The organism is Polaribacter sp. NJDZ03 (assembly GCF_019263805.1).
Classification (GTDB): domain Bacteria; phylum Bacteroidota; class Bacteroidia; order Flavobacteriales; family Flavobacteriaceae; genus Polaribacter.
The window spans coordinates 1129141-1150151 of record NZ_CP079195.1; the positions used below are offsets into that span (position 1 = coordinate 1129141).

Consider the following 21011-nt stretch of genomic DNA (forward strand, 5'->3'; position numbering starts at 1 on the left):
AAAAGTAATTATTTGTCAATCTAAATTTATTTCAGATTCTTTTTAAACTGTAATTCAGCAAGTTAAAACACTTAAACAAGTTTAAAACGACAAGATTTATTACTTTTAGACAACCTCACTTAGATCTAAAAAGAGTTTATGCACTAGGTATTGCTTCACCTATTAATATTTCTCCTGCTATTATTTCAAAAGTATTATTAACCGCTGCAGTATCATGTAAAGCATGCACCAAAGTTTGTGCAACATCATCTCTACTAATTTCACCCGATTTATTTAATTTACTACTCAATTCTATTTTACCCTTTCCTTTTTCATTATTTAAGGCTCCTGGTCTTACAATAGAATAAGGCATGTTACTTTCTCTTAAATAAGTATCTGCATTTTGTTTTGCCTTTAAGTAATCTTTAAGCGTGTCTGAACTTTCTGGGTTATCGGCTCCCATAGAACTTAACATTACAAACTTTTTAACTTTTGTATGCTTACCAGCGTCTATTAACTTCTTGGCGCCTTCTTGATCTACGGCAACTACTTTTTTACCACCAGAACCGGCAGCGAAAATAATTTTATCAATATTTTCTGTTGTAAATGAAACGTCCTTTTCTAAATCTGCTAAAATAGTTGTTACATTTTCATCTTCAAATTGCTTTTTCTGACTCTCTTTACGAACCATAGCAATTGGATTAAAATATTGTGATTTTTGTAATAAGTTTACTATCTTTTTTCCTGTGCTACCATTTGCACCTGCTACTAATATATTTTCCATGACTGCAAGTTCCGTAAAAACCAGAAAGTATTTTACCTCATATCGTCTAAAAAAGAATGCATACAAAAAAAAGCTCCAACGTTAGTTGAAGCTTTTTCCTCTCTTAATTCAAATTCAATTCAATGAAGTCTTTAGATTTGGTTTTTACAAAAGTTAGCGATTTGGAAAAATTAATCAAAAGTTGAATTGTTTCTTGTGTAGGTTGCATCTGTAAATTAGAAGGCTTTTTAGAGTAAAGTTGCATCATATAGTTTATTTAATAAATTGGTTATAAACAACTAACGACATCTTTTTTCTTTTATTGTTAATCTACTAAAATAATTTTATGCTTCTCTATTAACTTGCGCATGTTTATAAGTGCATAGCGCATTCTACCCAATGCTGTATTAATGCTAACACCAGTATTTTCGCTAATTTCTTTAAAACTCATATCTTTATACATACGCATTATCAAAACCTCTTTTTGTTCTTCTGGTAATTCGTTTATAAGCTCTCTAACATCTGTATGTATCTGATCTTTTATAATTTGTTTTTCAGCATTTAGGTTTCCATCTCCTAACACAGAAAAAATATCAAATTCATTTGTATTTTTAAAAGAAGGCATTCTATTTGTTTTTCTAAAATGATCTATCACCAAATTATGAGCAATTCTCATAACCCAAGGTAAAAATTTACCTTCCTCATTATAGGTTCCTTTTTTTAGAGTTCTAATAACTTTTATAAATGTGTCTTGAAAAACGTCTTCTGTAATATCTCTATCTTTAACTTTACTATAAATAAAGCTAAACAGTCTTTGTTGATGTCTTTTAATTAAAACCGCTAAAGCAGCTTCATCACCTTTAATGTAATCGGTTACTAAAAGACTATCTGTAATTGAGTTTTTTTCCATCATAACTACCTTTGAAGAACAAGTTGCTCTTCTTTTTTATATTAAATTAATAATTTAAAAGTAGTTTTTTAGGTATATGCGGCTAATTTAGTGATGCTTATGAGATTCAAATATCATTATTATTTTTCAATTCAACAAATATTTCAGCAAAATTCATTCACATTTGTTTTATAATGGTTTAAAAAAAAGGTATTTTTATAGCTTATATTTTTCATAAATGAAGACTGACATTTCTAAAGTAAACCCGAAAGAAAATATTATAATTAAAGGAGCTAGACTCCACAACCTAAAGAACATAGATGTAGTTATACCGAGAAATAAATTGGTGGTAATTACAGGTCTTTCTGGTTCTGGAAAGTCATCTTTAGCTTTTGATACGCTATATGCAGAGGGTCAAAGACGTTATGTAGAGAGTTTAAGTTCGTATGCGCGTCAGTTTTTAGGAAAATTGCACAAGCCAAAAGTAGATTATATTAAAGGTATTGCACCTGCAATTGCTATTGAGCAAAAAGTGAATTCTACAAACCCACGTTCTACCGTAGGTACCTCAACAGAAATTTACGATTATATAAAATTATTATACGCAAGAATTGGTAGAACCTTCTCGCCTATTTCTGGTAAAGAAGTTAAAAAAGATACGGTTTCTGATGTTGTTAATTTTGTAAAAGAGTTTGACGAGAAAACAAAACTGTTATTATTAGCACCTATTTCTATTGATGAAAACCGCGATCTAAAAACTGTTTTACAGGTTTTAGAACAACAAGGATATGCACGTTTAAAATGGAATGATACTGTTTATAGAATTGCAGATTTTCCGCAAGCGGATTTTAAAAACGAACCTTTATATTTAGTAGTAGATAGAATTGTAACCAAAGACAATGAAGATTTTTTTAATCGATTAGCAGATTCCATTCAGACTGCTTTTTTTGAAGGAAAAGGCATTTGTTTTATAGAGAATTTAGCAGACAATAAAGTCGCAGAATTTAGTAATAAATTCGATTTAGATGGCATGTCTTTTTTAGAACCCAACACACATTTATTCAGTTTTAACAATCCGTATGGTGCTTGCCCAACTTGTGAAGGATATGGAAACGTCATTGGTATTGATGAAGACTTAGTGATACCCAATACAGGTTTATCAATAATGGAAGATTGTATTTTTCCGTTTAAAACGCCTTCTTACATACATTATAAAGAAGATTTAATAGATGTTGCCTATCAGTTTAACATTCCTATTCACAAACCTTGGTTCGAGCTTACAGAAGAACAAAAAGAATTAGTTTGGAATGGTAATAAATCATTCAACGGAATTCATCATTTCTTTACTGTGTTGGAAGAAAAAAGTTATAAAATACAGAATAGAGTTATGCTTTCTCGCTACCGCGGAAAAACAAAATGTACGTCTTGTAACGGAAAACGTTTGCGACACGAAACCAATTTTGTAAAAATAAATGATAAGACAATATCCGATTTAGTAACGCTTCCGTTAGATGAATTGGCTCCGTTTTTTAAGAACATCAAACTAGACAAATACGAAGAAAAAATAGGAAAACGTTTGTTAACGGAAATCAACAATCGTTTGTTGTTTTTAACTGATGTTGGCTTGTCTTATTTAACCATCAACAGAACATCTAACACACTTTCTGGAGGTGAAAGTCAGCGTATTAATTTGGCAACTTCTCTTGGAAGTTCTTTAGTAGGTTCTATGTATATTTTAGATGAACCGAGTATTGGTTTGCATCCAAAAGATACCGAAAGATTGATTGGTGTTTTAAAAGATTTACGAGATTTAGGAAACACGGTTGTTGTGGTAGAACACGATGAAGATATTATGCGAGAGGCCGATTATATTATAGATATTGGTCCGGAAGCCGGAACTTTTGGAGGCCACGTAGTTGCCGAAGGAAACTTCAACGATATCCTAAAATCTGACTCATTAACGGCAAAATATTTAAACGAAGAATTAAAAATAGAAGTCCCAACTAAACGTAGAACTTCTAGAAATAGCATTCAAATTATCGGCGCAAGAGAAAACAATTTAAAAAATGTAGATGTTACATTTCCGCTAAATTGTTTATCCGTAATTACCGGCGTTTCTGGTTCCGGAAAAAGTACGTTGGTTAAAAGTATTTTGTACCCAACAATGCAAAAAAAACTGATTGGTCACGGAGAGAAAGTCGGTCAGCATACAGATGTTACAGGAGATTTTGATACTTTAAAACACGTCGAGTTTATCGACCAAAACCCTATTGGGCGTTCTTCTCGTTCTAATCCCGTAACCTATATTAAGGCTTATGATGATATTAGAGCACTGTTTTCTAATCAGAAATTATCTGGCATCAGAAACTACAAACCAAAACACTTTTCTTTTAACGTAGAAGGCGGTCGTTGCGAAGTTTGTAAAGGAGAAGGAGAAGTTACTATAGAAATGCAATTTATGGCAGATGTGCATTTAGAATGCGATGTTTGTAACGGAAAACGCTTTAAGAAAGAAGTTTTAGAAGTTAAGTTCGACGGAAAATCTATTGATGATATTTTAAACTTAACCATCGATGATGCTGTAGCTTTTTTCTCGGAAAATTTAGTTCCTAAAATTGCCAGTAAATTAAAACCTTTGCAAGATGTTGGTTTGGGTTATGTAAAATTAGGGCAATCTTCTTCTACCCTTTCTGGTGGAGAAGCGCAGCGTATAAAATTAGCGTCGTTTTTGGTAAAAGGAAACACCAAAGACAAGGCATTGTTTATTTTTGATGAACCTACAACAGGCTTACATTTTCATGATATTAAAAAATTATTGGCGTCATTTAATGCTTTAATCGACAAAGGGCATTCCATTATTGTCATAGAACATAATATCGAGTTAATTAAGTGTGCAGATTATATTATAGATTTAGGTTTAGAAGGTGGTAAAAATGGTGGAAACCTTATTTTTCAGGGAACTCCAGAAGATTTAGCAAGAAATAAGGAATCTTATACCGCTAAATATTTGGCGGAAAAGTTGATTTATTAGAAGCTATTTCCTGCTTTTCACTGTATCTTTTTATAGCTGTCATTGCGAAGTTTACTTTTTTGTAAACTGTGGCAATCTCTTAATTGAAGAAAGATGCTTATTTATAAAAGCTATAAAAAGGATGCCGTTTCAATCAGGGCTAAACTTGTTTGCCAACTAAATGATATCGTTAAAGTATGTTTGTCATTTTTAGCGAAGGATGAGGAGGAACCTTATCATATAGAATTAAATTATGAGATTTCTCAATCGCTAAAAAGCTCATTTCGAAATGACAAGTGGTAGAAAATAAAATAGATAGTTAAAAGACCTCACAGGTTTTTAAAACCTGTGAGGTCTGGTAAAAAAAATAGCATAAGATGATTACAAATCTAACAGACAAACAGAAAATAAATTGGGTAAGAATCCTTGCAATACTTGCTGTTTTAATAATGATGGTGTATGCGCCAAAATTATGGGTTACCACAAAAGTGTTTCCTTTAATTCCGTTGTTCGATTGGCTACCAACATTTGTTTATCCGTTCGATTATATTTTAGCCGGATTCTTTTTCTTAATTCAAGTTGTCTATATTTTTCAGAATAAAAGGTGGCAAGGTTTTACTGTTCTTGCGCTCTATCTCTTTTTAGCACTCGCAGATCAAAACAGACTACAGCCCTACTTCTATCAAAGTTTCTTAACCATTTTCGCGATAGAAATTTTCAGCAGAAAAGCAAATCCAAGAAAAATATTATATGCTATCATTCTTATCTTTTTCGCTACCTATTTTTGGAGCGGAATTCAGAAATTAAATGAAGCTTTTTACATACAATGGTTAAGCGCTATTAACAAGCACTTTAGTTTTTTACCACAGTGGTTTTTAGTTGCTTTTACCTATGCAGTTCCCTGGTTAGAAGCTTTAATGGGCGTTTTATTGCTCTTTAATAAAACAAGAAAATTCGGAGTTGTTTTTATTCTATGCATGCACGGAACAATTACGTTTCTATTATTCTATTTAGGTTATGGTTACAATGTTGTGCCTTGGAATATTCAGAACATGTTAAGTGTATTTATCATTTTTTGGACTTTAAAAACATCAAATGCATTAGCGTTTTTCTTACAGTTTTTCAACAAACAAAAAATAGCTGTATTGGTTTTTACAATGTTTTTACCATTAGCAAATAACCTAACTGGCTTTTACGATAATTTGTTATCATTCCATTTTTTTACAGCAGATTTAAAATACTATATTGTGTATTTAGATGATGAATTAAAGGAAAAATTACCAGAAAATGTTCAAGATTTTTATAGAGTTTACCAAGGTAAAACCTATATAAATGTTATAGAATGGTCTAAAAAAGACAACAAGGTTTTGTTCTACCCAGAAGACAGAGCTATCGAATATTTAGATACTTATTTATGTTCTTTTGCTAAAGACCCTAAAAAAGAAGGTTTAACCCAATTGGTAAATTACAACAAAGTTATTAAGGAGTAAAAAAGCCGTTTAAACTTTCATCTAAATTAATCTGTGCTAAATCTATCTTACCCAAACCATTATCACTTACTAACGGAATAGTATCAAACAAAATATTAAAATATTGAGCGCCTAATCCGAAGAAAGAAATCGTAAATTTTCTGGTTTGATAACTTGATACAATTGTTAAATCTAAATTAAAGAGTAATAAACCGTCTAAATTATTTGCTGCCAGACTCTCTATTTGTGTTTTTTAGATAACCATAACATTGCGTACTGACTTATTTACAGATTGCGCATTGTATTACCCTGTAACCACAACCTCATCTAAAACCATAATTTTGTTGAATCTTTTTTTCTCTCTTGACTAAAAATAGTCAAAGAAAACGTCTGTAATAATAATGCAATTTAATTATTTAGAAACATTCTTAATAACTTTAAATAAATATACATCTTATTCTTATTCAGTCTAAATAAAATTCATATTTTTGTCAAAACTCTTTAAAACCAAAATTTTAAAAATGACCAAATTATTATTAAGTACGTTACTACTTTTTGTATCCATTTCTATAAATGCACAAAGCAAAAAAACAAAAGATCAAAATGTTATAAAAAAAATGTGTGGATGTTTTGAAGTTACCTTCAATTTTGCAGAAACTTTTAATTACAGTAACGATTCTACTTATAAACCTTCTAAAAATAAAGTTGATAAAGCTTTAGAGTGGGCAGGTTTAATAGAAGATAGTAATAACAAAATATCAATTCAGCATTTACTACAGGTTGGTAACCCAGACAAACCGATGATTATAAAACATTGGCGACAAGATTGGTTATTTGAAAACACATATTTTTATACGTATAACGGAGACAACAACTGGATTTTTGAACAGAAAGACAAAAAAAAAGTTAAAAAACAATGGACACAAAAAGTGTATCAAGTAGATGATAGTCCGCGTTATGAAGGTTCTGGTACTTGGGTTCATGTAGACGGAAAAAATTATTGGGAAAACGAAACTACAGCACCTCTACCAAGAAGAGAATACACCAAAAGAAGTGATTACAACATTACTTTAAGAGGTAATAGACATGAAATTACCAATTACGGTTGGGTACATGATCAAGACAACAGTAAAATTATTAGAAAAGAAGGAAAAGAAGATGTTGTTTTAGCTAAAGAAAAAGGATATAACACCTATGTAAGGGTTGCAGATAGTAAATGTAAAGCGTCTGCAGATTGGTGGAAAACTAAAAACGACAAATGGCAATTAGTTAGAAACAAATGGAACGAAGTTTATGGTAGAAATACAGACTTATTATTAGAAACAAAAGTAGAATTTAAAGAATTATACAAACATTTATTTTCTGATGAAATAACAAAAAAAGAAGAAATTAACACAATAATAGAATCATTCGTAAAAAATAAAAAATGAAAAAAATTAAACTAGTAGTACTCGTAGCAATATTATTTATAAGCACAGTATCTGTAGCACAACAAAAACAATCAAATATATTTTTAGATAGAGATTTTTGGGGCACCAACCCAAGCGTAAAAATTATTGAACAAAAAATAGCAGAAGGGAACAACCCAAGTGAAATAAACAATCGCGGTTTTGATGGTGTAACCTATGCCATTTTGCAAAAAGCGCCAAATGAAACCATTAAACATTTACTTTCTAAAGAAGGAAATGGCGTTAATAAAATTACACATGATAAGAGAACGTATGTTTTTTGGGCTGCTTATGTAGATAATTTAGAACTGACGGCTTTTTTAATTAAAAACGGAGCAAATTTAAACCTTAAAGATTCTCATCAATCTTCTCCATTAACGTATGCTGCAAATGCAGGAAATACGAATACTAAAATCTATGATTTATTTATAGAAAACGGAATAGATATAACAACTGATACCAACGGAAACGGAGCAAATGCTTTACTTTTATTACTTCCTTCATTAAAAAATTTAGATTTATTAGATTATTTCACATCAAAAGGATTGTCTATAAACAGCACTGATAATGATGGAAACGGTGCTTTTAATTATGTTGCTAAAAAAGGAAATAAAGAACTGCTAGCCTTATTAATAGCCAAAGAATTACCTTATAAAAACTTAAATAAAAATGGTGAAAATGCTCTTTTATTAGCTACAAAAGGTGGTCGTGGAGGTTACAATTCTTTAGCCTTTTTAAAATATTTAAACAGTCTGGGGCTGGATGCAAATGTTGTAAATAAGGAAGGACAGAATGCACTACACTTTTTAGCTTCAGGAAATAAAGACTTAGCTACTTTTAATTATTTTTTAAGCAAAAATGTAGATGTTAATCTTGCTGATAAGCAAGGAAATACACCTCTAATAAATGCAGCAAGTAGAAATTCTTTAGAAGTTGTTACTTTTTTATCAGAAAAAACAGCATACCCTAATCATGTAAATAAAAAAGGAAATTCTGCACTTTCAATCGCCGTGAAAAATAATTCTAGTAACGTTGTAGCATATTTAATTAATCAAAAATCGGACTTAAATGTAACTGATGAAGACGGAAATACTTTAGCGTATTATTTAATTAACAGCTTCAACGAAAAAAGAAATGATGATTTTGATTCAAAAAAGGACTTACTTCTTAAAAATGGTGTAAAATTAAATGAACTTCAAGGTGGTAACAATACGTTATTTCATATTGCATTAGATAAAGAAAATATCAATTTATTAAAAGAAGTAAATTCTTACGGTATAGATATAAATACAAAAAATGCCGAAGGGTATACGGTACTTCATTTAGCTGCTATGAAATCTAAGGATACTAAAATTATGGAATATTTATTAAGTATTGGAGCCGATAAAAATATACAAACCGATTTTGAAGAATCTACTTACGATTTAGCTTCTGAGAACGAATTATTAGAAAAAACGGATATTAACTTTTTAAAATAATAAAAAAATGAAAACTAAAAATATATTTAAAATAACACCATTAATAATTGCAATTGCATTTGTGTTATTTAGTTTTAAGAGTAGTGAAACAAGTTCATATAAATGTATGATTCAGTTAACAAATTATACTGGTGAAGGTGCCTATATTGTAATTTCATTACTAAATTCTGATGGAGAATATGAAGAAACTCTAAATGTTTTAGGAGACGATGATGAATGGTACTCTAACCTTACTGAATGGTGGAAGTTTCAAGGAACAAAACGTACAGACATAGATGCCGTTACAGGAGCAACTATTAGTGGTGGAGAACGCGCTATAAGTGTTATAAAAATTGATGACAGTAAAATAAATGCGGGTTATAAAATCCGTTTTGAAACTTCTGTTGAAAACCAGGAATACTACAAAGATGATGTGGAATTTGAATTAACATCTGAAAACGTTAAATCTAAAATTGAAGGAAAAGGGTTTATTCGTTATATAAGAATTATGCCACAATAAAAAATTATATATGACGATTTCTATTTGGAGATATAGCCATTTAACCTTGGCTATATCTTCTGCTTTATTTATTCTATTAGCTTCTATAACTGGTATTATTTTAGCTTTTGAACCAATTTCTGACAAACTAAATCCTTATAATGTTGTAAATATTGATACTATTTCTATTTCTGAAACTGTGGCTGTTTTACAAAAAAATTATGATGAAGTTATTACTTTAGAAATTGATAAAAATAGTTTTGTAGCGGCAAATGTTGTTTTAAAAAATGGCAAAAGTGATACTTTTTATATCAACCCAAAAACGGGTGAGAAAGTTGGTGAGCTTTTAGAAAAAAAACCAATTTTTGTATTTGCAACTAATTTACATCGTTCTTTATTTTTAAAATCGACAGGTAGGTTTATTATTGGTTTTGTTTCTTTTCTGCTTTTTTTAATTAGTGTAACAGGTGTTATTTTAATTGCAAAAAGACAAGGTGGGTTTTCTAAATTATTTTCTAAAATTGTACAAGAAAATTTTAATCAATATTACCATATAATTATTGGTAAATACACTCTAATACCTATTATAATAATTACACTAACAGGGGTTTATTTATCTCTAGATCGTTTTTCTGTATTGCCAAAAGATAACAGTAAACATATAGAAATAACTTCAAAAAACACGACAGTAAACAATGCTACTTTTGAGTTTTTTAAAGCAACAAAATTAAATGAAGTTCTAAAAATAGAATTCCCTTTTTCTAAAGATGAAGAAGATTATTATTACGTAAAGCTAAATGATAAAGAAGTAGCGGTAAATCAAATTACAGGGCAAGTTATAAGTATAAAAAAACAGCCTTTAGTTGCATTTGCTGCCTATTACAGCTTATTACTTCATACAGGGAAAGGTTCTATTATATGGTCTATCGTTTTACTTTTTTCTTGTTTTGCTATTTTATTTTTTATCTATTCTGGTTTTGTCATGACTTTAAAAAGAAAAAAAACTACGACGTTAATTAAAAATAAATTTAACAAAGACCAAGCCGAATATATTATTCTTGTAGGTTCGGAAACAGGAAGTACATTTAATTTTGCAACTGTATTTTACAATGCTTTAATTAGCAATGGTAAAACAGTTTTTTTATCAGAATTAAACCAATATACAACCTATAAAAAAGCAACCAACATTATTATATTCGCTGCAACTTATGGTGAAGGAGAAGCACCTATAAACGCAAACAAATTCATTGAAAAAATTACAAAAATACAGCCACAAAATGTTTTAAACTTTTCTGTAGTTGGTTTTGGTTCTAAAGAATATACCCAATATTGCAAGTATGCTATTTTGGTACATGCTAATTTACAAGTCCAAGAAAAATTTGTTCCTGTTTTGCCGCTTTCTAAAATAGATAACCAATCTTTTTCTGATTTTGACAAATGGGTTAAAGCATGGAATTCTTTTTATAAAATGGAACTTACCATAACTCAAGAAAGTCTTTTAAACTCTAAGAAAAAACAGCAAGAATTTAAAGTTATAAGTAAAACGAACATTAATATTGATCAAACTTTTTTAATTGAATTAAAACCGACTAAAAAAACAAAATTCGAATCTGGAGACTTACTTGCTATTACTCCTAAAAACGAAACAAGAAGTCGCTTGTATTCAATTGCTAAAATTAACAATACCATTCTATTAAGCATTAAAAAACATGAATTAGGACTTTGTTCTACCTATTTTAACTCTTTACAGAAAGATGATAAAATGGTTGCTAACATTCAAAGGAATGCGGCTTTTCATCTTCCGAAGAAAACAAAAGAAGTTATTTTAATTGCCAATGGAACCGGAATTGCACCTTTTTTAGGTATGATTCATCAAAATAAATCTAAAACGAAAGTCCATTTATTTTGGGGAGGAAGAACAAAAGAATCTATTGAAATCTATAAAAAGAATATTCATACTGCTTTAGAAAACAAACACCTAAACTCATTTTATGACACATATTCTCAAGAGGGAAAAGAGAAAATATATGTTCAGGATTTAATAGCAAATCATGGAGCGTTAATTGCCAATACATTAAATAACGGAAATCTAATTATGATTTGCGGATCTATATCCATGTTAAAAGGTGTTACTAAAATATTAGAAGAAATTTCTGAAAAACATTTACAATCTTCATTAGATAAATTTAAAGAAAACAATCAAATAAAAACTGACTGTTACTAAAAATTAAAAAAAATGTGTCAAAAATCTAGAATAATATCCAGCGTTAAAAACGGAGAAATATCAATTTGTAAAGATTGTAATAATTATAACCTTATTTTTAATAATATATTTTTTCAGTTTGATAAAGAACAACTGAATAAGTTTAGAGATTATGTTGCCGAAATAGATGTTAATTATTGGCTTGATTATAGTGCAAACACAACACAAAGAAGAAAAATACCGGTGCCAACTTTTCATCAGAATTTAGTGTTGGTTTTTGACTCTTATGAAATTGAAGAATTAAAAATACTTTTAGGCATTAACACCGGCAATAAAAGTAAAATGATAACTACTACAGATATTGATTATAGTTTAATCTTGAATTAAAACACGAATTCTAATTCATAAGCAACGGATTCTAAAACCCGTAAAATTAACCTCTACTTCACCTCTACTTTTACAGTGTATTAACACTTAAAAACGTAGAAATTATGAAAACTATATTAAAAAAATCAGTATTTGCAGCAGGTATAATTTTATTGAGCAGTCCATTTATCAGTTGTGATAATAAGAAAATAATAAAAGAAAATAAAGCTGTTGTTCTAGCAAACAACGTTACTCCTATTGCAAAAGAATCTACCGTAAAAGTTACCTCTAGAGCACCAATTGTTTTTATTGCAGGTTTTGATGTAGGTGATGAAACCTATTATGCAAATGCTAGAAGTTATTTTGAAGAAAAAAACATCAAAATAATAGACGGCCAGTATTCTTTAGAAGAAATAATTGTTTGGCTAAATAAAAATGACAACGGAAACCCTTATGGTGATGTTCATATTGTAAATAAAAGCAATCCTTATAAAGGTATGAATCTAGAAACCATTGTTAAAGGTGATAAAATTACCGCAGAAACTTTAAGAAAAACAATTAAACAAGGTACATTACCATCGCTAAAAAATGTAGTTAATAATGATACCAGAATAGTTTTTCATGCTTCTGGATTAGTCGAAAATAAAGCCCTATTAAAAACGCTAAAAGATGCTTTATCTGCGCAAACATTACCTAAAGTAATTGCATCTCCATATTACACTATTTTTAGCGGTAAATTTTCTAACTATTATTTAGCACAACCTTATTATGTGTTTTATCCTACAGCTCATTCTCCAGGAAAGATAGATTTATCTAAAGAAATTGCTAATAAATATCCAGAAATAAAAGACATTAATTGGTATGATGCTTTAAATAATGAAGAAGAAAGATATATTGGTGAAGCATATACAACACAGTTTGCTATACCCATTAAATGGGAATTTGGTTACCACAACACAGACAATGAAATGCCAATATTTACTTCAGAAAAAGAAGTGATGGATTGGATTGAACAAAACGATGAATTAATGGTAGAAATGAACAATTATAACATTCCGTTAGATAAATATAGATGGACCTGGAGTAGAAAAAACAGTACTTTAATTATTAGAGGTAGAACAACAGGCTTGGTGGTTTTAAAGCCTTTAATTAAACCGTATGGAGAATTAGAACACGTAGCACCAGATACAAATAACAAACGTTTGTATGCTATAAAATAAATTAAAATAGAAACTGTAAAATACAACGTTTTTAGAAATTAAAAAACGTTGTATTTTAGATTTCCATTACATAGCAATTACAATTTTAAAGGTCTTGAGCTAAAAAATGAAGGAAAATATTTTAACCATTAAACGTTATTACAAAAAATTTAAAATAAAGTAATGACGTTTAAATTAGTAAGTTTGTAATCATGAAAATATTATTTACAATTTTATATTCACAACGTCATTCTGAAAGGAGAATAAGTGGAAACCTGCTAATTTTAATGTTTTTTCTTATTTTTTTTCTGATAAACTCCACACATTCTCAAAATCTTAATTTACAAAACTTCTCTATTTCAGATGGATTACCATCAACCACTATAAATGATATTAATCAAGACGAAATAGGCTATTTATGGATTGCAACCGATAAAGGATACTCAAAATTTGATGGTGTAAATTTCACCAACTACAAGCAAGAAAAAGTAAATTGTATTTTTATTGAAAAAGATAAAATTTATATCGGGTTAAAAAACGGGCTTTTGGTCCTTCAAAATAATACATCTACCTTTTTTGAGAGTAAAGAAATCTTAAAAATAAGATCGATTCATAATAAAATTATTTTAGCTACTGTACAAGGTGTTTGTGAATTAAAAGAAAATTACATACAACCTTTAGAAATAAACACTCAAATAGATTTTTCTATTATTAATGATATTATTTCTAAGAATAACACCATTTATATAGCTTCTATAAAAGGTTTATGGAGTTTAGACAAGTTATACAAACCTTTAAAAGCTGATAAAATTATACAAGAAAATACCACTTCTCTTTTATTAAATAACAATTATTTAATTGCAGCAACAGCTACTAATAAATTAAAAATTTTTAATGAGAATACCATTATTAAAAGTATTTCTACTTTAGAAAAAATTTCATCTATTAGAAAGTTAAATGATGAAATTTGGGTAACCTCCAATAAAAATGGCATTGATGTTTTAGAAGCCAACACCTACATTTTTAAAAGAAAAATAAACAAATACAACACAGCTATTTCCAGCCAAGTAAACACTGTTTTTAAAGACAAGCAAAAGTCTATTTGGGTAGGAAGTATAAACAACGGTTTGTACAAATATAGTACTGAGATACCAATGATTAATCCAAAAGTGTTTATAGAAAGTGTTGCTGTTAATTATAAATTAATAGATTCTTTAAACCAAACAAAGCTAGCCTTAAAACCAAATGAAAATAACATTTCATTTTCTTTTAAAACAATAGATTTAAAGAACCCAAAAAACATCGAATACCGTTACCTATTAAACAATGACTTTACGCCTTGGAGTTCTCAAAATAAAGTTGATTTTGCAAATTTAAAAGCAGGCAACTATCAATTTGTAGTGCAATCTAAAGAAGGTAGTTTGCTTAGTAAAAAAATAACTTTTTCATTTTTTATTGAAACACCTATTTATCAAAAAGCATGGTTTATAATATTATGTGGAGCCATTTTATGTCTGCTTTTAGCGCTTTTTGTTGAGCTATATATAAGAAAGCTGAATAAAAAAAATCAGCAAAAAATGGATACTTTAAAAGTAGAAAATCATTTACTAACTTTAGAACAGAAAGCTTTACAGTTACAAATGAATCCGCATTTTATTTTTAATGTTTTAAACGGAATAAAAGCGCTTGGTAATTCTGGAAATTCTAAAGAATTAAATAAGACAATTTCACAATTTTCAGTCCTTTTAAGAAGTGTTTTAAACAACTCTCGTTTAGAAGAAATTAGCTTAGAAGATGAAATAGATACTTTAAAAAACTATTTAGATTTAGAACAAAACATGAATTCAAAATCTTTTGAGTATCACATTGAAACTTCCTTAAATAACATAGATGCAGAAGAAATTTTAATTCCGCCAATGTTATTACAACCTTTTGTAGAAAACTGTATTAAACACGCTTTTCAGCCTAATAAAACTGATGCAAAAATTAAACTTCTTTTTGAAGTAAGAAATAGATTCTTACATTTTACAATAGAAGATAATGGAATTGGTTTTCATCAATCTAAAAAAGAAAAATTGAAATCGAATCATCAATCTGTAGCATTAGAAGTTACTAAAGAGCGGATTCAGCATTTATCGAAGTATAACTCATTTTCTATTGAAGAAATAAAAGTACAAAATGAAATAAAAGGAACAAAAGTTGGGTTTAAGATTCCACTAAAAACAGATTACTAAAAAAATGGAAAGAAGAAAATTTATAAAAAACACTGTACTTACAGGAATTGGAGCAAGTATTGTGGGTGGACTTTATTCTTGGCAAATAGAACCTTTTTGGTTGGAATTTGTACACGTAAAAATGCCCATTAAAAATTTACCAAAAAACTTAATAGGAAAAACATTAATGCAAATTAGTGATGTTCATGTGGGAAATAAATTTGATCGTAAATATATTATTGATTCTTTTAAAAAAGCAAGTCTTTACAATCCAGATTTTGTAGTGTATACGGGCGATTTTGTTTCTTATGAAACACCAGAACAATTTAATCAATTAGAAGAAGTTTTTAAATATGCCGTAAACGGAAAACTAGGAACTGCAGGAGTTTTAGGAAATCATGACTATGGTATTAATTGGTTAGAACCAAAGGTTGCAGATACTATATCTAATATTTTAGATCGAAAAAACATTACTATTCTAAGAAACGATGAAATTAGTTTTAATGGTTTAAATTTTCTTGGTATTGATGATTATTGGGGTTCTAATTTTAATCCTGTAAATGTTATGAATAGGTACGATGCTAAAAAAGCAAATGTAGTTCTATGCCATAACCCAGATGTTTGCGACTTAAATGTTTGGAATAATTATAAAGGATGGATTTTGTCTGGACACACACACGGAGGACAAGTAAAACCTCCTTTTTTAAACCCACCTATTCTACCTGTAGAAAACAAAAGATACTCCTCTGGTCAATTTGACCTGTATGATGGAAGAACTTTATATATAAATAGAGCACTCGGAAATTTATACCAAGTAAGATTAAATGTAAGACCAGAAATAACCATTTTTGAATTAGAAGAAGAAGCATAATATGAATGAACTAACCGCTATTTTAGTAGATGATATACCTGTAGCACTAGAAATGTTAGCAACTGATATTTCTAACAATCATCCAGAAATTAAAATTATTGGAAAAGCAAAATCGGTTGTAGAAGCTGCAAAATTGTTACGCAAACAACAACCCGATATTTTGTTTTTAGATATTATGTTAGGAGACGGAACAGGTTTTGATATTCTAGAAATTTTTCCTGATTTAAAATCGAAAATTATTTTTGTTACTGCAAGTGATGCTTTTGCTATTAAGGCATTTAAGTTTGCCGCAATCGATTATATTTTAAAACCTTATTCAGATGAAGATTTGGCTATTTCAATAGAAAAAGCGCAAAGCCAAATTCAGCCAGATAAAGAACAACTGCATGTTTTGCAAGAAGCAGTAACGGCTCCTAATAATAAGCCCAGTAAAATATCTCTACATACTTCAGAAAAAATAATTGTGGTAAATATTGAAGATATAATCCGTTGTAAGTCTGATAATAATTATACTACCTTTTATTTTAAAGACAGCTCAAAAATACTCGTTTCTAAAACATTAAAATATTATGCAGATATGTTAAAGGAAGTCGGCTTTTTAAGAGTACACCAAAGTCATTTAGTAAATACTACCTTTATTAAAGAATTTATTAAATCTGATGGTGGTTATCTAATGCTTACAGAGGGATCTAACATACCGGTTTCTGTAAGAAAACGAACTGAAGTGTTAGAAGTATTAAATTCTTTCTAAAAAAGATAATAAAAACCATTTATTACTATTGAAGTAAACCGGTTCGTTTTAAGAAAATAAAGGAAATTAAACTAATAAGATCTAAGAAGTCTTTAAGTGCGCACGAGAAGATTCGAACTTCCACGTTCTTGCGAACACAGCCCCCTCAAGGCTGCGCGTCTACCAATTTCGCCACGTGCGCATTTGTATAAAGCAAAAATGTTAAGCATATTGCTTAACATTTTTGTTGTGACCGGGCTGGGGCTCGAACCCAGGACCCTCTCCTTAAAAGGGAGATGCTCTACCAACTGAGCTACCAGGTCTTTTTTGTAAACCGGTTGCAAATATACTATCAAACATTGGAATAATTAGCATTAAATTGATTTTTTTTTATAGATATTTGCATAAAAACACAAATAGATGAAAATAGTACTTTTAGGTTATATGGCTTCCGGAAAATCTAGTATTGGTAAACGACTTTCTAAAGCACTGTCAATTAATTTCTTAGACTTAGATGATTATATTATTGAAAAAGAAAAAATGTCTATTGCTGAAATATTCAAAACTAAAGGAGAAATCTATTTTAGGTTGATTGAAAGCAAATATTTGAAAGAAATTCTTAATAAAGGTGAAAATTATATTCTTGCTTTAGGAGGAGGAACACCTTGTTATGCAAATAATATGGAAGAAATTAATAATTCTGATGCTAAATCTATCTATTTACAAGGTAGCACTGCAACGATGATAGAACGATTAATAAGAAAAAAAGCTAAAAGACCATTAATAGCATCTTTAGACGATGACCAAATTCCTGAGTTTGTTGCAAAGCATCTTTTTGAGAGACGCCCTTATTATGAACAAGCAAAAACGATTGTAAAAATAGACGATAAAACTAAAAAAGAAGTTGCAGAAGAATTAGAAATTTTATTAAGCTAAATAAGCAATTGCTTCTTTTGCAGAAAATTCTACTTGTATATGTTCTTTAATAGAAGTAGATAGAGAAATTCCTTTAAAATCTGCCTTTACAGGGTATTTTTTATGATTTCTATTTACCAATACAGCTGTTTTAAACCTTTTTAAAGGCACGTCTAAAAAATGCTTAATTCCGTAAATTAGCGTAGTACCAGAACTTAAAACATCATCAACTAAAACTAAAGATTTATTTTTATAATCTTCCGTATTTAATGAAGTTGTAATCGGTTTTAAAGGATTTTTTTTATCAATATTAACCTTACAGATAGTTACTTGTAAAGGTGATATTTCTTGTAAAACTTCCTTTAATTTTTCCGCAAAAATAAAACCATTACCTACAATACCTGCAAGTACAACTTCTTTTTCAGAACTATTAGTTTCGTAAATCTGATACGCAATTCTTCTTATTTTTTGAGAAATTTGCAATTGATTTAATATAATGCTACCTGATGTTGTCATATCTCTTCTGTTGTATCGTCTTGATAATCGTCTATATCTCTTCTGTCTTTTTTGGTTGGCCTACCTGTTCCCTTCTTTCTATAGTAGTCTTTAGCATATTTTAAGAGGTCTGTTTTCTCAAACTCCTCTTTAGGCGTAACATCTTTTCTATAAAGATCTACTATTTTTGCCCCAACCCTACTTTCCGGTAAATCTAAAACTTTTATTTGATAATTGATTTGATTTTTTCTCACGAATATCAATTCATCTCCAAATACCTCTTTAGAAGGCTTTAAGCTTTTTTTATCTATCTTAACTTGTCCTTTCTTACAAGCTGTAGAGGCTAAACTCCTTGTTTTAAAAACCCTAATACACCACAAATATTTATCAATTCTCATAAAAATAGTTAAAATACAATGTTTGTCTTTTTACAAAGGTATAAAATTGGTAAATTGCACGCTCTAATTTTAAGATTAAATGAACAAAATAAAAAATATTTTTGCTTTTGCAATTATTTCAATTATACTATATTCTTGTAGTAACACAAATTCTATAACAATAGAAAATTTTAATCACGAAGCACAAGCTTTAATAGATAATGATACTTTAGTTCAGTTTTTAAAAAATCATTATTTTGATACTGATTTGAAAACCGTACAAGCAATCGTTCCTGGAGAAACAGCTTTATATGATGATAAGGAAAACCTTAAATCTATGAGTATTAAAGAAAATGATATTGACTATACATTATATTATTATGTAAACAACATAGGTACTCCTACAATAGAAAAAGGAAAACCAACGGTTATGGATTCTGTTTTTGTAAAGTATTCTGGACAAAGAATTTTAAACACAGAAAATATTAGTACTGTATTTGATGCTAACGACGGTTTATGGCTTACTCTTAATAGCGTTATTAGAGGTTGGGCTTATGGCTTTAAGAATTTTAAAGGAGGAGACAATATTACCGATAATGGTCCTATTACCTATGAAAACGGAGGAAAAGGAATTTTATTTATTCCTTCTGGATTGGCATACAGAAATGCAGGAAGTGGTAATATTTTACCTAATGAATGTATTTTCTTTTATATTGATTTATATGATTTTGTAAAAGATACAGACCATGACAATGATGGAGTACCTTCTATAATGGAAGATCCTGACAATAATGGAGATCCCAGAAATGACGATACTGATTTAGATAGTGTCCCTAATTATTTTGATGCTGATGACGATAATGATGGCGTTTTAACTAAAAATGAAGACGCAAATAACGATGGAAATCCTGCAAATGATTTTAGTGACCCAAACAATACTACTTTACCAGATTACTTGAATCCGGATATAAAATAAAGATTAAAAAAAAACAAAAAAACTCTTAAGAAATTAAGAGTTTTTTTTTGTCCAATTCCCCCCCTTTTTATAAAAACAACCGAATAAAAAACTTTAGAAAATGTAATAAGTAAGAAAACAAGTTAATTAAGCTCTATTATAAAGATTGATGCACTTCTTTTAACTAATTTTATAAATTGAATATAGAGTATTTAAAAGCTTTTATTATTGATAAAACGAGATCTATTCTAAAGATTTTAGATTTTAAATGAGTAGCGTTTTACATCTATATTAAATTTAAAGAGGTTCTAGGTTAAAATAGTATAATATAACCTTTGTAAGTTTACTAAAAATAGAAATACACAACGAGCAACTTAATATCCTTTTACAGAAAGAATACATTATAAAAGAAAGAGGCTTACAATGCCAAATAAATATTAAAAGGCCATTTACATTTCTATTACATATAGATTGTAAAACAACAGAAAACAAAAAAGCTCTTGAAAATTTCAAGAGCTTTTTAATATTAAATATCGTATTTATTTACAACTTTAAAGAAAGTCCAAATATTATTTGATTCGTTCTGTTATCTACGGTAAAATTAGAAATATTATTAGCAAATTTAGCCTCGTTACTAGACAAGCCTCTTTCCCAACGTACATCTATACCAATATTACCAAACTCTACTCCTGCTCCCATTTGAAGCCCTAAAGAGAATTTATCAAAATCATCTGACGTTATGTTTCTATAATTAATTTCATCATCTAAAATGTACTGAAAAGAAGGACCAATAAAAACATTTGCAAAACCTAAAAATTTATGACCTAATAAAACAGGTACATCTAGTTTTTTAAAAGAATAATCCTCTGAACCACTTTGTTGTTCAAATTCTGTTTTAACCTGTGTATAAACAATTTCTGGTCTTATATATAAACCATTATCAGTAAGATTACCTCTAAACCACAAACCTGCATGAAAGCCTGTTTTAGCAGTAGCTCCATCTACAATATCATCCGTAGAGTTTTTAAAGGAGTCTTCTCCAGCATTATTATAATTTACACCTGCTTTTAAACCAAAATCAACTTGAGCATTTGACACTTGAGTATATCCAAAAGCCAAACAAAAAATTAAAATTACTTTTTTCATCATTTATTATTTTAGGTTACTATTTAA

At 29.1% G+C, this 21011-nt stretch carries 18 protein-coding genes and 2 tRNA genes; 13 read left to right on the plus strand and 7 right to left on the minus strand.

Features of this window, described 5'->3' with window-relative positions; genetic code table 11:
- Window positions 1–136: 136 nt before the first annotated feature.
- Window positions 137–763, minus strand: a complete 627-nt coding sequence (locus KV700_RS04735) for an SDR family oxidoreductase (RefSeq protein WP_218599370.1) — start codon at window positions 761–763, stop codon at window positions 137–139.
- A gap of 304 nt (window positions 764–1067) precedes the next feature.
- Complete coding sequence (locus KV700_RS04740; RefSeq protein ID WP_205860352.1) at window positions 1068–1652, minus strand: RNA polymerase sigma factor; 585 nt, start codon at window positions 1650–1652, stop codon at window positions 1068–1070.
- Window positions 1653–1869: 217 nt separating this feature from the next.
- Here KV700_RS04740 and uvrA point away from each other — a divergent pair, with 217 nt between their 5' ends.
- The 11 genes from uvrA to KV700_RS04795 all read left to right on the plus strand — a co-directional run bounded on the left by uvrA (window position 1870) and on the right by KV700_RS04795 (window position 17117).
- A complete protein-coding gene (gene uvrA / locus KV700_RS04745; protein ID WP_218599371.1) occupies window positions 1870–4662 on the plus strand; it encodes an excinuclease ABC subunit UvrA in 2793 nt (930 codons plus the stop codon).
- Between the two features lie 356 nt (window positions 4663–5018).
- The gene (locus tag KV700_RS04750) at window positions 5019–6131 is read left to right on the plus strand and encodes an HTTM domain-containing protein (protein ID WP_218599372.1); all 1113 of its coding nucleotides are present in this window, start codon (window positions 5019–5021) and stop codon (window positions 6129–6131) included.
- A gap of 500 nt (window positions 6132–6631) precedes the next feature.
- Window positions 6632–7540, plus strand: coding sequence for a DUF6607 family protein (locus tag KV700_RS04755; protein WP_218599373.1), 909 nt, complete (start codon window positions 6632–6634; stop codon window positions 7538–7540).
- Complete coding sequence (locus tag KV700_RS04760; RefSeq protein WP_166382033.1) at window positions 7537–9036, plus strand: ankyrin repeat domain-containing protein; 1500 nt, start codon at window positions 7537–7539, stop codon at window positions 9034–9036. The genes KV700_RS04755 and KV700_RS04760 overlap by 4 nt, the downstream gene beginning before the upstream one ends.
- 7 nt (window positions 9037–9043) lie before the next feature.
- Entirely contained in the window at window positions 9044–9535 is a 492-nt protein-coding gene (locus tag KV700_RS04765) for a DUF2271 domain-containing protein (RefSeq protein ID WP_166382031.1), read from the plus strand.
- A 10-nt stretch (window positions 9536–9545) separates the two neighbouring features.
- Complete coding sequence (locus KV700_RS04770) at window positions 9546–11738, plus strand: PepSY domain-containing protein (protein ID WP_205860351.1); 2193 nt, start codon at window positions 9546–9548, stop codon at window positions 11736–11738.
- Window positions 11739–11750: 12 nt separating this feature from the next.
- The gene (locus KV700_RS04775; RefSeq protein WP_205860350.1) at window positions 11751–12104 is read left to right on the plus strand and encodes a DUF6686 family protein; all 354 of its coding nucleotides are present in this window, start codon (window positions 11751–11753) and stop codon (window positions 12102–12104) included.
- A 104-nt stretch (window positions 12105–12208) separates the two neighbouring features.
- Complete coding sequence (locus tag KV700_RS04780; RefSeq protein WP_218599374.1) at window positions 12209–13303, plus strand: hypothetical protein; 1095 nt, start codon at window positions 12209–12211, stop codon at window positions 13301–13303.
- Window positions 13304–13569: 266 nt separating this feature from the next.
- Window positions 13570–15516, plus strand: coding sequence for a histidine kinase (locus KV700_RS04785; protein ID WP_218599375.1), 1947 nt, complete (start codon window positions 13570–13572; stop codon window positions 15514–15516).
- 4 nt (window positions 15517–15520) lie between these two features.
- The gene (locus tag KV700_RS04790; RefSeq protein ID WP_218599376.1) at window positions 15521–16366 is read left to right on the plus strand and encodes a metallophosphoesterase; all 846 of its coding nucleotides are present in this window, start codon (window positions 15521–15523) and stop codon (window positions 16364–16366) included.
- Between the two features lies 1 nt (window position 16367).
- Complete coding sequence (locus KV700_RS04795) at window positions 16368–17117, plus strand: LytTR family DNA-binding domain-containing protein (protein ID WP_218599377.1); 750 nt, start codon at window positions 16368–16370, stop codon at window positions 17115–17117.
- A gap of 97 nt (window positions 17118–17214) precedes the next feature.
- Here the strand turns inward: KV700_RS04795 and KV700_RS04800 are convergent.
- Together KV700_RS04800 and KV700_RS04805 are read right to left on the minus strand one after the other, a co-directional pair.
- Window positions 17215–17298, minus strand: a tRNA-Leu gene (locus KV700_RS04800).
- Window positions 17299–17346: 48 nt separating this feature from the next.
- A tRNA-Lys gene (locus KV700_RS04805) sits at window positions 17347–17419 on the minus strand.
- A gap of 97 nt (window positions 17420–17516) precedes the next feature.
- On the opposite strand from KV700_RS04805, the gene KV700_RS04810 reads away from it, so the two are divergent.
- The gene (locus KV700_RS04810) at window positions 17517–18032 is read left to right on the plus strand and encodes a shikimate kinase (RefSeq protein ID WP_218599378.1); all 516 of its coding nucleotides are present in this window, start codon (window positions 17517–17519) and stop codon (window positions 18030–18032) included.
- Here KV700_RS04810 and KV700_RS04815 read toward each other — a convergent pair.
- Both KV700_RS04815 and KV700_RS04820 read right to left on the minus strand, forming a co-directional pair.
- Window positions 18024–18527, minus strand: a complete 504-nt coding sequence (locus tag KV700_RS04815) for a phosphoribosyltransferase domain-containing protein (RefSeq protein WP_218599379.1) — start codon at window positions 18525–18527, stop codon at window positions 18024–18026. The genes KV700_RS04810 and KV700_RS04815 overlap by 9 nt on opposite strands.
- The gene (locus tag KV700_RS04820) at window positions 18524–18904 is read right to left on the minus strand and encodes an RNA-binding S4 domain-containing protein (protein ID WP_218599380.1); all 381 of its coding nucleotides are present in this window, start codon (window positions 18902–18904) and stop codon (window positions 18524–18526) included. The genes KV700_RS04815 and KV700_RS04820 overlap by 4 nt, the downstream gene beginning before the upstream one ends.
- 79 nt (window positions 18905–18983) lie before the next feature.
- Here KV700_RS04820 and KV700_RS04825 point away from each other — a divergent pair, with 79 nt between their 5' ends.
- Complete coding sequence (locus KV700_RS04825; protein WP_218599381.1) at window positions 18984–19859, plus strand: FKBP-type peptidyl-prolyl cis-trans isomerase; 876 nt, start codon at window positions 18984–18986, stop codon at window positions 19857–19859.
- A gap of 522 nt (window positions 19860–20381) precedes the next feature.
- Here KV700_RS04825 and KV700_RS04830 read toward each other — a convergent pair.
- A complete protein-coding gene (locus KV700_RS04830; protein ID WP_218599382.1) occupies window positions 20382–20984 on the minus strand; it encodes a porin family protein in 603 nt (200 codons plus the stop codon).
- Between the last annotated feature and the right edge of the window lie 27 nt (window positions 20985–21011).

Coding starts and splice junctions, on each gene's coding strand:
- KV700_RS04735 (WP_218599370.1), bottom strand. CDS start 763: ATGGAAAATATATTAGTAGCAGGTGCAAATGGTAGCACAGGAAAAAAG.
- KV700_RS04740 (WP_205860352.1), bottom strand. CDS start 1,652: ATGGAAAAAAACTCAATTACAGATAGTCTTTTAGTAACCGATTACATT.
- uvrA (WP_218599371.1), top strand. CDS start 1,870: ATGAAGACTGACATTTCTAAAGTAAACCCGAAAGAAAATATTATAATT.
- KV700_RS04750 (WP_218599372.1), top strand. CDS start 5,019: ATGATTACAAATCTAACAGACAAACAGAAAATAAATTGGGTAAGAATC.
- KV700_RS04755 (WP_218599373.1), top strand. CDS start 6,632: ATGACCAAATTATTATTAAGTACGTTACTACTTTTTGTATCCATTTCT.
- KV700_RS04760 (WP_166382033.1), top strand. CDS start 7,537: ATGAAAAAAATTAAACTAGTAGTACTCGTAGCAATATTATTTATAAGC.
- KV700_RS04765 (WP_166382031.1), top strand. CDS start 9,044: ATGAAAACTAAAAATATATTTAAAATAACACCATTAATAATTGCAATT.
- KV700_RS04770 (WP_205860351.1), top strand. CDS start 9,546: ATGACGATTTCTATTTGGAGATATAGCCATTTAACCTTGGCTATATCT.
- KV700_RS04775 (WP_205860350.1), top strand. CDS start 11,751: ATGTGTCAAAAATCTAGAATAATATCCAGCGTTAAAAACGGAGAAATA.
- KV700_RS04780 (WP_218599374.1), top strand. CDS start 12,209: ATGAAAACTATATTAAAAAAATCAGTATTTGCAGCAGGTATAATTTTA.
- KV700_RS04785 (WP_218599375.1), top strand. CDS start 13,570: ATGTTTTTTCTTATTTTTTTTCTGATAAACTCCACACATTCTCAAAAT.
- KV700_RS04790 (WP_218599376.1), top strand. CDS start 15,521: ATGGAAAGAAGAAAATTTATAAAAAACACTGTACTTACAGGAATTGGA.
- KV700_RS04795 (WP_218599377.1), top strand. CDS start 16,368: ATGAATGAACTAACCGCTATTTTAGTAGATGATATACCTGTAGCACTA.
- KV700_RS04810 (WP_218599378.1), top strand. CDS start 17,517: ATGAAAATAGTACTTTTAGGTTATATGGCTTCCGGAAAATCTAGTATT.
- KV700_RS04815 (WP_218599379.1), bottom strand. CDS start 18,527: ATGACAACATCAGGTAGCATTATATTAAATCAATTGCAAATTTCTCAA.
- KV700_RS04820 (WP_218599380.1), bottom strand. CDS start 18,904: ATGAGAATTGATAAATATTTGTGGTGTATTAGGGTTTTTAAAACAAGG.
- KV700_RS04825 (WP_218599381.1), top strand. CDS start 18,984: ATGAACAAAATAAAAAATATTTTTGCTTTTGCAATTATTTCAATTATA.
- KV700_RS04830 (WP_218599382.1), bottom strand. CDS start 20,984: ATGAAAAAAGTAATTTTAATTTTTTGTTTGGCTTTTGGATATACTCAA.